Genomic DNA, 11,305 nt, shown 5'->3' on the forward strand with positions numbered 1-11,305 from the left:
TTCTACTAATTCCATCTCGTCTATTATGCCTGCTACTATTCCTAGATGGTCTAAATTTAGGACTTTTATGGCTTCTTCATGCTCATTCATGGTTTTTTCCTCTTGGCTCCTAATTGGTTCATTGTAACTCAAAAAATCCTGAAGTGATTACTGGGTAATCACTTCAGGATTTTATTTTTAAAATTTATAACCATCAATTCTATTTAAAGACCTGCGGAATGTGGGGTAAAAGCAATGAAATCAAAGCGCTGCAGCCAGCGATCAAAGCATTAGCCGAACGCAGTGTAGTCTTTGCTTTTGATGCACTCAATACCCAAAAAAAACTTGTGAGCAAATCATCACTTCAAAAAATCATTATTTAGCCGCTATTAAAGGCAATCACGGCAACTTTTTGAAGGCTATTAAAGCCCAATTTAAATCTGAATCCCATTGCCATAGCGTTGAAACAGCCCATGGTCGAGTGGAACGACGGAGTGTTAGTGTGTGGCAGACATTAGCTGATTTACCCGGCATGGTCGACTGGGAAGGATTAACGACGATTATTCGCGTCACCAGTTATCGGCATTTGCTCAAAGGACAGCATCTGATCATTAAGAAAAAGCAGACCCGCTATTACATCAGTTCCTTGAACGAAACCGTCGAACAATTTGCTCAACGCATTCGCAATTACTGGCACGTTGAAAATAAGGTTCATTATGTGCGGGATGTCACACAAGGCGAGGATGCTTCCCGGATTCGTGTCCAGCCACTGCCTAACCTGTTTGCCGGCAGCCCGTAATTTGGCCCTCAATCTCTATCGCGAGCAGGGGGAAACTAATATGGCTCAAGCTCAACGTCAGGCAGGATTTGGCCTTGAATTCCTCAAAACCCTATTCAGAATGAAATAGCCCTGCAACTCTTCATGGTTTGAAAGTTCAATGGGAGGATGCCATAAGGGAGGACGCATAGGGTTTTTTCTTTCTTCCGGATGGTGAGAATTTAACAGGCTCCTCAATTCACATACCATATCTACCCGGTTTTGTCAATATCTAATACTGTACCGATGCCCTAGGTGGTCTAAGTGTTCTACTGTTATTTCAGTTGCTTTCTGCACTCTTCTGTTAAATCGTGATTTTATGGTTTCTCTCGACTTGAGTTTACACTATTTTTGGCTAATGATTGATATTTGGTTGCGTTCGCAATTAACACATTTTGGTTCTCAATCCTGTTACAGAGTCTAATTTTAACTGCCATGACTATTTAACTCACGCCCCAGCCTCAATTTTCAGCAATGGGCAACCGCGTAATGCTTTGTTACACACTTCTCTAAGTGTTTTTACTCATTATTGTCTCGAAAGACTGACTTTGAACTACTCAAGTCCCGTATGTGCCAGTTGAGGGTGCGGAATGTGGGTTTAATGAAAAAACGCCCCAACTCAAGACTGACAATCATTTGGGATGGAGCAAGTTATCATAAGTCACAAGAATTCAGAGAGTATTTAGACTTGGTAAACCAAGGAAAACCCCCAGAAAAATGGCAAATAAATTGTATCTTATTTGCCCCGAATGCCCCCGAACAAAATCCAGTAGAAGATATTTGGCTACAAGCAAAGAATCTTTTAATAAAATTCGCCTATCGCTGTAAATCTTTTGCCATCGTCAAGAGGTTATTTGTTTTTTTTCGGAATCGTCAACTATTTGGATTTCCGAAACTTTATATCTATGGATAGTGTTCACAAATCATTTAGGATTGCTATATCTGCTTCCTTGGTTAATTTAGCCTAAAAAAGCGATCACTGCTGATCCGTTGGTCTGAGGAGAATTTCGTTGACGTTGACATGCGGCGGTTGCGTAACCGCATAAACAATGGCTGCCGCGATGTCCTCACTGGCGAGTGGAGTTTTTGATTGAAGCCAGGTTTTGACCCATTCTTGCGCGCCGGTATCCGCGATCTTATTGCCCAACTCCGTCGCCACCGCACCAGGCTCAATCAGTGTAACTCTGATTTTATCGGTGTAGACCTCCTTCCGCAGGGCTTCCGAAAACGCGCCCACGCCGAATTTTGTTGCGGCGTAGACGGCAGCATTGACTAATACTTCGCGACCCGATGTGGAGGAAATATTGACAATATGCCCACCGCCTTGCGCCTTCATCAACGGCAAGGCGGCATGAGTAGCATACATCAAGCCTAGGAGGTTGATGTTCAGCATACTTCGCCATTCCTCAGTATTCGCACCATCAATCGAGCCGAGTTGCATGACACCTGCATTATTGACCAGGATGTCTACACGACCCCATTCTGCATTGGCTTTAAGCAACATATCGTGCGCTTGCGCTTCATCGGCTACATCAGCGATTATCGGCATTGCCAGTCCGCCGTTGTCTAAAATTTGTTTGCTTAGAGTTTTGAGTCGCTCAGCACGACGTGCGACCAGGGCAACATGCGCCCCTTCTGCAGCTAGTGCTAACGCTGTCGCTTCACCGATACCTGATGAAGCACCAGTTACTAGTGCAACTTTTCCGTCTAATTTACCGACCATGTGTCTCTCCTTTCCCTTATTGGGTCAAATGCTGATGAAAAATACCAATCTCAATTGAGGCGATAGGTTGCTTTGTCTGTTTTACAGCTCAATTGAGATTTGCTCTTAAGCCCCCTTCGGGGGATGAACCGCAGCCCACCACGAGAGTTCATAAGTACAAGCGTAAAAATTGCCATGAACCATGAACCAGGAACGTGAAATCCCACGTCATTAGATGGGTGGGATGAGTTCACTGAGTAATGAGGCTGCAAAGACTCAACTTTGACCCCCTATACTCTCGAATTAACCGCAGAAACTTAGGGTTTAGCTGAACCATCAGCGAATTCAAATTTGTGAACGATATAGCTTTTGAAGATAGGTTGTTGGGTTTCGGGTACGCGCTTCACAACCCAGCTGTGATGAGCATCCACAACAACCCGTTTACTGTGTGCGGCTGGTGACTTCCACATACTGCCCTCCCAGTGGATGATTGCCTCCACATCAGCGTGGTCAGATGAAGGAGTAACCTTTATTTCTTTCACTTGATGAATTTCATCAAAATAGGCATTGATGGCACCGTCATACCATTGATTAAAATCTTCCCGATTCTGCACTTTAACGCCGCTGGGAAATTGCATTAGAAATCCTTCTTCTTCAAAGGCAAGGAAAGGAGTACATTCTTCAACTGGAGCGTGAGCATCTAGTTTTTCATAAAAATCCGCTGCCAATTGCTTGACTTCTGACTCAGTTAATGGCATTAACTCAAGTCCGTCTCGGCGTTGGATAAAGGCGACTATTTCAGGAATACGCTTGGGGAGGAATTCTCTAAGAGTCTTGAGGGCTTCGGCTCGCTCCTCTCGATTCTCGCTTTGCAGTACGATGTCAACGGTGATGGAAACTTCCGTTGCCCTGTCCCCCTCTTCACGCGCCTTGAAGGTGACGTTGTAGAGTGTGAATAGGGGTGTTGCCTCTGGGATGTCCATTTTCCAGACATGATTCTTCCGGTCGTTGACCAACAAGCGATCGCGGACTACCGAATCCATGAAGTTGAATCGGACAATAGAACCTGGCCCATCTTGCGGTTTGCCAAATCCAGTTTCGAGTTCTACATCCGTGCGCCCACTGAAAGCCTTGAGCAATTCGAGATAGTTGTCGAAGGCAGACCAGAAATGATCAACTGAAAGGGGTACGGTTTGCACGTTATGCAGTGAGATCCAGGAACCGTACTCTAGCTCATCTGTCGAATCCAAGTTGTTGGTTGAGTTCATGTTTGTTTTTGTGTCTCTATTGGTTAGTGCAAGAGGTCAAAGCCACATTACGAATTTGCAATAACGCAGTTTAAGCAAGTCTGTAAACTTCCTTCCCGGCATAAAAAAGGGAGTTTCAACACTCCCTTTTTTATGCCGGGATCAGATGAATAAACCAACGAGCTGGAGACTAGCTGTTGATTCTAGAACGAAGGTTGTTGAGATCGTACCCTAGTTTCTCAAACTCTGGCTTCTTACTCTTAAACAGTTCTATCAGTTGAGACGGGACATCTCCATCTTCATTTTTGAGAATGTAACCGTATTTGAAATTGGTTAGCATGTGTGACACAGCAACAATAATACTGGCTGCTTGGCGATCGCATAAAACCTTCTCATCCTCTTCATCTCCCATTGAGCCATTTCTCAAGAGACCGCCATACTTGAGTTCAACAAACTCAGGATTATGCTCATTGTGAATCCAAGTATGCCAAAAGGTGCATTGGTAAATCACATACCGGACAACCTGTTTGAGATTCTCGATATCTTGTACAGTGGGTTGCTCCGATGAAGTAATAGGTCTAACCGCTTTGACTTCCCCATTTATCTCTCGACGGGGATTAGATGAATGCTGAATTTCATTTAAGTCATACCATTCATCTCCATCATCAACTTGCTCCATACTCAGAGTAAGATAGGGAACGCTATGTTGAACCAACTCCTCTGAAAATCTGAATATTTCGTCCCAATTCCTGACGATTTCGTCATGATTGGTGGCAAAAAATGAATCGACATGAGTGCTGATCAGTTCCCAGCATAAGTTGCCGAGTTTGGCAAATGTATGAGACTCACACAGCGGTGTCCTAGGCCGCCAATCTGTCCAATCATAAGTCCCCATACATGACCTGACCCATTGCAACATATCTGGATTAATGAACATGGGTTCTAGCTTGGCGAAAAACCCTTCCTGAGCGTCCATCAAGATTTTGCGTCCAAATTTGTTAATATGGACTACTTCTTTGAGATGAGGGTACAAGAGGTCGCGGAGGGGATTTTTTCTTACATTTCTCAAAAGTGCGATTGCATACTGCTCCATATCAAAGTGACACTGAGCAAGATGGCCCTTCACCTCCCCTAAAACACCCAGGTGAGTACCGCGAACGACTCGCTTAGCCTGCAACCACTTCTTTCCATCCGCTGGAGTATAAGTCTGCGATTGTTTCATTTGGGGATTCGGCTTGGTATTATTATCCTCCCGGAACTGAAGTGTTATCTCTATCGGCAACAATTGGTCGTTTTTTAATTCAAATTTGACTTTGTAATTTGGCAAATCTATCTTGCCAGTCAGGTCAAATTTCTCCCCATTAAAAGATGTCGTGTATAAAGAAGGATTGTTTTTATCCTTTTTTAAGATGAGTGGGTTGAACCCATTGAGCATTTTTTCTCCAAAGAATTCATCGCTTCTTGTATAACCCTTACCCTCTTTTTCTAGGATAAGCGTTAATGTTTCTGGAAATGATTTTTGAATCTCGTCGTAGGATGGCTGATTGGGAGTTATTCGATTTCGTTGAATTAATTCATTCATTGTTTTGCCATATTTTGCTACGGATTGCAGTGTTATGGCAAGAGCCTCAGGCACGAAATCGTGTCGAATAGAATTCGGAAGGGCATAAGGAAAGAGGCTATACTCTGGATCGTACTCATAAAATGAGAGTTGCACTGTCCCAAAGTCATAAACTTCTTGGGTGACATTCTCAGCACCCTTGACGACTTCAATCAAATTCCTCTTTTTGACGGTTTTTCCCTCGATAATAAGGGTTTGAGGCACATCAAAAATCTTAAAATCCAAATCTGGGACATCACCAAAGCCCGCAAGACTGGGGTCATAAAATATTTCAAACTCCCCGTGTTTATTCGTCACCCCACTTCCTAGATAATCATTTAACCCGAAGGGATCTCGATCCCATAACTCCACTTCTAAATTGGGTATGGGTATATCCGAATCCTTATGTACTATTTTTCCGAGCACTTTCCGGGATTGCTTGATGACCTTTCCCTTTAACTCCTCTTTCAGTTTTAAGATAGAAGTCAAAGGTAAATCCTCTAAAATCTTATATGCTAGAAGCTCTTTCTCGGTATTGCTATATTGCTCTAAAGAGACTTCACCTGAAACAATTCTTTGGATAAAGTTGGCCATTTTTGATAATTTCCTCGATTCGCTCAATGGTTAATTACTGATTTGTTGTTATTTTCTTGGCTTCAGCTTTTTTTTCGAGCCGCTTCTAGGGCTTCTAAGTCAGCACCCCCTACTATCTGTGCAAAAGTTTTTCGATTCCAACCAACCAGATGCATCTGTGTGAATTCTTGGAAGAAAATGTACATTCGGTTGGGGAGTACATTGAAGTTTGTCAGTAATATATCGCTGATGCTTTCTGTAAGCTTGGTGGTAATCTCGACAGGCATTTTGACACTAAGGACTTGTACAATAGCTGCAGGATTGTCATAATCACCCCCAAATCCCACATTGACCTTGGTGTTTACAACAACCGATATCATTGTTTTTGGGTCTCCTTTGTTTAGATGAATTGCGTCAGTAGTTTGAATAATAACATCATTTATAATTTTATTACTAAACTTCTGATTCGTCTCAATTCTTACAAAAGGCACCTTATTTTTCTCCTTAATAATAGAACTGTTTTTCAGCTCTTCAAAACAATTATTTCAGTCGCTCAATTTTTTAGCGACTAGTGCAGCGTGGCAAAAGCTTCCATCAGTCTTAGAAATAAAGTATGATCTCCCGCACGGTCGATAATGGTTTCCAACTCCCAGTTGCATCTTAGTGCCTGCAGAAACCCTGCCCAGTGCAGAAAATATTACTTAAGCAACATCACTCGACAGACGCGATTGCCTGTCCTACAATAGGAATGTGTTTGTAATGGGATGCTGCCCCACTTTTGCATCTAAAAAACTGCGATCTCACAATTCCACCTACCATCAATAAAGAGACTACACCACTCACTTGTAAGATGTAGTTGACAACAGATCCCTAATGAATAGACTATGAACCAGACCTGACCAGGTTTATAGACTTTTTACATCCTCGATAACTGTCACTCTCTGATAGGAATTGCATTTGAGTATGGGGTGTGAGATTAAAGTTGAATTGTCAGCCTCATGTTTGGTTGCCCACTATACTAACCTCTCCCATAGAGGAATGTCAAGAAAATGGCATCTATCTTAGGTAAATAATTATGACATAATTAAAAATGGTAATACCAATTTTATGTGAAGTTGCATATATATAATAGAGAGAGAGCTTTTATGGTGCGTTTATGAGTCGTAGTTTAAAAATCACAATTGAGGAAAGTGCATAATTTTTAGAAAAACAACTAAAAAATACAGGGCTATTTCATTCTGATCTAAATACTGGTATGGTATTGGAGTGATTCTGACTCTAGCGATTCTCAAAAGATGTCTCAACTTGCCATTGTCGAAGCTTTTAGAACCCTGCCTGATACCAGACGTACCGCAGGACAGCGCCATACGCAAGCGCTCTGTTTAGCTTTGTTTACCCTATCGGTGACGGCTGGCAATCGTGGATTTCTGGCGATTGGAGACTGGCTTGGGGCCTACCATGATGAATTGGTTGCCCTGTTTGCACCGCCCTGCATGACGCTTACCATCTTACAGCACCATTCGGCGGACACTGTTGCGGCTAGATTACCGGGATTACTCGGCTTGTTTATCTCGATTTTTCGATATTAAACCCTTGCCTGGAGAAACAATTGCCACGGACGGCAAAGTGTTGCGAGGTTCTTACGAAGCCATCAGCGATGACCCCACAGTAGAGTCACATCCAGCAATTATGCTCGTCACCGCCTACATTGTGGAGCGAGGATTGATTCTAGAACCCTACGAAGTGGAGTCGAAAACCAATGAAATCAATGCTTTGCCTGCTTTCATTGAACAGATGGCGCTGCAAGGGATGGTGTTTGCTTTTGATGCCATTAGCACCCAAAAAAACGGCTCAGACGATCATTAACAGTCATAACAACTACCTGGGTGAACTTCATCGGCAATCAGTCAGGTTTACTGAAGGCAGTAGAAGCCAATTTTCAAGCCCAAGATACAACCCTACACATCAACAAAGGGCATGGTCGCATTGAAAAACGTACCGTCAGCACCACCCATGTCCTTGATGGAATTCCAGATTTCCCTGGGCTGCAAACCTTAATTCGAGTCACATCCGAACGCCAAGTACATCGGGCGAACATCATTGAAATCTCTACCGAAATTCGCTATTACGTTGCTTCTTTTATCGACACAGCTCAAGCCTTTGCCAAACGAATTCGGGGTTACTGGGGTGTTGAGAATAAAGTGCATTATGTTCGAGATGTGACTCAGGGCGAGGATGCCTCACGAATTCGCACCGCACCATTGGTTCAAATTTGGGCAATTGCCCGCAACTTCGCACTCAATTTGTATCGAGATAACGGCGCTAAAAACATGGCTCAAGCACAACGAAATGCTGGTTTTAATCTTAACACACTTAAAGTTCTATTTAGAATGAAATAGCCCTGCTAAGCTGTTGTGCCTTTAAATAGGGTATAATAAAAAATGAGGTTAGTCAATATCTACAAAAATGCCAGCTAAAAACCATCTCAATCCCCAACAAATAGAGAAACTACAAAAAGCCTTAAAAGAGGAAGAAAAGGCAAATGTTAGAGAAATAATTCTAATTATATTATTGCTCAATGACGGCAAGACACAATCTAAAATCGCTGATTGTTTGGGTTGTTCAGTCAACAAAGTATCTTATTGGTGTATGAAGGGAGACCCAGACAATCTAGAAAGTCTAATTGATGAGAGGATGAAGGGGAATCACAAAAAAGCCACAGATAAATATATAGATCTATTATTAGAAACTATAGAAAAAGAGCCTCAAGAATTAGGATATGATTTTGGACGATGGACAGCGCAGAGATTAGCAACATACTTGGAACAATCCACAGGAATAAAATTAAGTGGAGTCCAAGTTCGGAGGATATTAAAGAAAAAAAAGTATGTGTACATCTGGGCTAAGTATAGCCTAGAGTCGAAGAGAAATCCCGAAAAAAGAACAGCGTTTAAAATAAAAATAGCGGAATATTTAAAAATAGAAAAGGAATCGCCGGAACGATTACAGGTATGGTTTTGGGACGAGAGTGGATTTAGTTTAAGAGTCACCCGAAGAAAGAACTGGTGTAAAAAAGGCAGCCGAAAAAAAGTCCGAGGAGACCGGAGAAAAGGCAGAGTTAATGTAATGGGAGGAGTGAGGAATTCTGATAAGAAAAGGTGGGTAGAGTTCCTCAAAAAAGGCAATTCATATAATTTTTATCAAGTGCTAAAACTCTTTTATGAAGAGCTAATCAATGAATGGGTATCAGCAGGTAATCAAGCCTCATAATTTGCGTAAAAAGGAGCCGAAATAGTGATTGTCCTTGATAATGCTAGTTTTCACAAGAAAGAAGAGTACCTGAAAATAATTCAGGGTAAACGCATCTTAACTTCAACCCAGAATATGCTACAGTTAGAGCCGACGAATTTTTTATGTAGTTGGTTGTAGTTTATTGGTGCTATCAATGGCAAGAGGTTTTAGTAAAGCTGTAACTTCGCAAAAAAAAAAATAGATTCATTGTCTTCAATGAATATTTTAAATACCTGTTTTTTAGAGCATTTTGCTAACTTGAAAGACCCAAGAATAGAAAGAAGTAAAGAACACTTACTCAAAGATATTATCGCGATTGCGATTCTAGCTGTCCTCAGCGGTGCCGACGGATGGGTGGCAATAGAAGCTTATGGTAACGCCAAATATGAATGGTTAAAAAGCTTTCTAGAATTACCGAATGGTATTCCTTCTCATGACACATTTAGTCGAGTATTTTCTAGAATTGAACCACAACAGTTTCAAGAATGTTTTTTGAGTTGGGTAAATGCGATAGTCGGGGAATTAGAACTCAACGTGATTGCCATTGATGGCAAAACAATGAAACAATCTTATGACCGAAATGACCAGCAAAAAGCCCTACATATAGTTACTGCCTGGTCTTCATCTCATCAATTGGTTTTAGGACAAAAAAAAGTGGATAAAAAATCTAATGAGCTGACAGCAATCCCAGCATTAATAGAAATGTTAGAAATTGCCGGAAGCGTAATAACCATAGATGCTCGCTTGCTGTCAAAAAGACCTAACATCTCTGATTGTCAAGAAAAAAGGAGATTATGTTTTAGCTTTAAAAGGTAATCAAAAACTCGTAACTGCTCAATAAGTGCTGATAAGCAAGCTAAGCCAAACTAACTCAGACAATGCCTGATAGCCTGAATCTGAGAATTCCAGGACAAGAGTAATTCATGAATTGGTTACTGACCCAAAAATGCGCGGGCGATTTACGTAGGTGAGGGAGTCCGAGTTCTAATCACATCCGCCAGAGGTGGAATTATTTCATCTTGCTTGAAACGCGAGAGCAAATACTGCCAGAAAGAAATACCGAGTTTCCGACAAGTCTTTTTTAAACCCGTAAATGTATCCCGCGCTTGACGACCATTTTCATTACGAGTTCCCCCACTAATTTTTCGTCGTGTGACGTACTCTCGAATATCAGTTTCTGCCGCATTGGTATGTAACGGGAGAAAAGGCGCATCTAAGACTCGCAGCAGTTCTGTTTTATGAAGACAAAATTGCTTCATCGCCAAGTTCAGAGCGTAGTGATGGGGATAATGCCTCTCAAAAATCTCATCAAAGCGCTGCTGCAATGGTGCCATTTTTTCCGGCGTTGGCTGTTGTTGATAATCTTTTAATTGGCGGTAATAGACCCACAAATCATCCAGCACTTGGTCTATCTCAGTACGCTGTTGTGTTGTGACTCCTTGCAGCCGGCGAATCCCTCGTTCCATATGAATCCAACACAAAGCATGGGACAAGAGCGCAAATTGTTTGGCTCCATCGCTGAGAATAATCAGGTTTGGGGGTAGACCGTGTTCTATAGCACTGCCCAGTAGTGCCGCCTCAGTTAGCGTTTTCACCGCCTGTTTACTGGTGATGCCTAAGTTCTGAAGATATTTGCTCCAATTCTCGTCCCCATGACCTATCGTGGTATTATTAAAGTCAAGTTTTGATAAGTGGCAAGCTGCTAGTTCTTGTTCAATCAGGTAACTGCGAGAATATTGATTCAGTATAAAATCGGTGTAGGGACCTCTGAGAATTCGCAGATAGTTTTGCCGACTTTTGCTATCGGTTGTAGTAAAGTGGGCAAATAAATCGTTGCCCATGACTGTACAATAGCCATTCTTTCCTTGATGTCTGGCTCCTGTGTCATCAGTATGAATATACTCGGCTGTCTGCAACCCTGTTTGTAAGACTTGATTTTGTTCCTGATGAAATGCTTCTTTTTCTTCTACTAAGAGTCGATTAATTTGACCGGTGGAAATATCTATGCCTAGTTCTCTTAACTGTTCCCCGATTAAGTTCTGCGGCACTCGGCATTGATGGTGTTGGTACAAGATAAATGATTTCAACGTTGGCCC

11 protein-coding genes and 2 pseudogenes are annotated in these 11,305 nt (G+C 42.0%); 8 read left to right on the plus strand and 5 right to left on the minus strand.

Features of this window, described 5'->3' with window-relative positions:
* Positions 1-218 precede the first annotated feature (218 nt).
* From QUB08_RS30195 to QUB08_RS30205, 3 genes and pseudogenes are all read left to right on the plus strand, one after another.
* Positions 219-362, plus strand: coding sequence for a hypothetical protein (locus QUB08_RS30195; RefSeq protein ID WP_333229767.1), 144 nt, complete (start codon positions 219-221; stop codon positions 360-362).
* Between the two features lie 5 nt (positions 363-367).
* Positions 368-778 carry an ISAs1 family transposase gene (locus QUB08_RS30200; protein ID WP_333229788.1) on the plus strand — a complete coding sequence of 137 codons (411 nt, stop codon included), beginning with the start codon at positions 368-370 and terminating at the stop codon, positions 776-778.
* Between the two features lie 616 nt (positions 779-1,394).
* A pseudogene (locus tag QUB08_RS30205) lies at positions 1,395-1,709 on the plus strand (IS630 family transposase); the annotation flags it as partial.
* A gap of 63 nt (positions 1,710-1,772) precedes the next feature.
* Here QUB08_RS30205 and QUB08_RS30210 read toward each other — a convergent pair.
* The 4 genes from QUB08_RS30210 to QUB08_RS30225 all read right to left on the minus strand — a co-directional run bounded on the left by QUB08_RS30210 (position 1,773) and on the right by QUB08_RS30225 (position 6,409).
* The gene (locus tag QUB08_RS30210; protein WP_333229769.1) at positions 1,773-2,519 is read right to left on the minus strand and encodes an SDR family NAD(P)-dependent oxidoreductase; all 747 of its coding nucleotides are present in this window, start codon (positions 2,517-2,519) and stop codon (positions 1,773-1,775) included.
* A 296-nt stretch (positions 2,520-2,815) separates the two neighbouring features.
* Positions 2,816-3,766, minus strand: a complete 951-nt coding sequence (locus QUB08_RS30215) for a hypothetical protein (protein ID WP_333229771.1) — start codon at positions 3,764-3,766, stop codon at positions 2,816-2,818.
* A 169-nt stretch (positions 3,767-3,935) separates the two neighbouring features.
* Positions 3,936-5,939 (minus strand): lipoxygenase family protein, encoded by a 2,004-nt coding sequence (locus QUB08_RS30220; RefSeq protein ID WP_333229773.1) that lies wholly within the window; start codon positions 5,937-5,939, stop codon positions 3,936-3,938.
* A gap of 62 nt (positions 5,940-6,001) precedes the next feature.
* Positions 6,002-6,409 (minus strand): phenylpyruvate tautomerase MIF-related protein, encoded by a 408-nt coding sequence (locus QUB08_RS30225; RefSeq protein ID WP_333229774.1) that lies wholly within the window; start codon positions 6,407-6,409, stop codon positions 6,002-6,004.
* An 804-nt stretch (positions 6,410-7,213) separates the two neighbouring features.
* On the opposite strand from QUB08_RS30225, the gene QUB08_RS30230 reads away from it, so the two are divergent.
* The 5 genes and pseudogenes from QUB08_RS30230 (at position 7,214) to QUB08_RS30250 (ending at position 10,025) form a co-directional block, all read left to right on the plus strand.
* Complete coding sequence (locus QUB08_RS30230; protein ID WP_333229776.1) at positions 7,214-7,507, plus strand: transposase family protein; 294 nt, start codon at positions 7,214-7,216, stop codon at positions 7,505-7,507.
* 4 nt (positions 7,508-7,511) lie between these two features.
* On the plus strand, positions 7,512-7,784 hold the full coding sequence (locus QUB08_RS30235; RefSeq protein ID WP_333229778.1) for a hypothetical protein: 273 nt from the start codon (positions 7,512-7,514) through the stop codon (positions 7,782-7,784).
* A gap of 20 nt (positions 7,785-7,804) precedes the next feature.
* On the plus strand, positions 7,805-8,317 hold the full coding sequence (locus QUB08_RS30240; RefSeq protein WP_333229780.1) for an ISAs1 family transposase: 513 nt from the start codon (positions 7,805-7,807) through the stop codon (positions 8,315-8,317).
* A gap of 67 nt (positions 8,318-8,384) precedes the next feature.
* A pseudogene (locus QUB08_RS30245) lies at positions 8,385-9,272 on the plus strand (IS630 family transposase); the annotation flags it as partial.
* Positions 9,273-9,425: 153 nt separating this feature from the next.
* Positions 9,426-10,025 (plus strand): ISAs1 family transposase, encoded by a 600-nt coding sequence (locus tag QUB08_RS30250; RefSeq protein WP_333229784.1) that lies wholly within the window; start codon positions 9,426-9,428, stop codon positions 10,023-10,025.
* 143 nt (positions 10,026-10,168) lie between these two features.
* On the opposite strand, the gene QUB08_RS30255 is transcribed toward QUB08_RS30250, so the two are convergent.
* On the minus strand, positions 10,169-11,305 hold a 1,137-nt coding region (locus QUB08_RS30255; RefSeq protein ID WP_333229786.1), incomplete at its 5' end, for an IS66 family transposase.

The organism is Microcoleus sp. BR0-C5, assembly GCF_036705045.1.
GTDB lineage: Bacteria > Cyanobacteriota > Cyanobacteriia > Cyanobacteriales > Microcoleaceae > Microcoleus.

Bases quoted from the DNA above. Each gene is read 5' to 3' on its own strand.
- QUB08_RS30195 (WP_333229767.1), top strand. From the start codon at position 219: ATGTGGGGTAAAAGCAATGAAATCAAAGCGCTGCAGCCAGCGATCAAA.
- QUB08_RS30210 (WP_333229769.1), bottom strand. From the start codon at position 2,519: ATGGTCGGTAAATTAGACGGAAAAGTTGCACTAGTAACTGGTGCTTCA.
- QUB08_RS30215 (WP_333229771.1), bottom strand. From the start codon at position 3,766: ATGAACTCAACCAACAACTTGGATTCGACAGATGAGCTAGAGTACGGT.
- QUB08_RS30220 (WP_333229773.1), bottom strand. From the start codon at position 5,939: ATGGCCAACTTTATCCAAAGAATTGTTTCAGGTGAAGTCTCTTTAGAG.
- QUB08_RS30230 (WP_333229776.1), top strand. From the start codon at position 7,214: ATGTCTCAACTTGCCATTGTCGAAGCTTTTAGAACCCTGCCTGATACC.
- QUB08_RS30250 (WP_333229784.1), top strand. From the start codon at position 9,426: ATGAATATTTTAAATACCTGTTTTTTAGAGCATTTTGCTAACTTGAAA.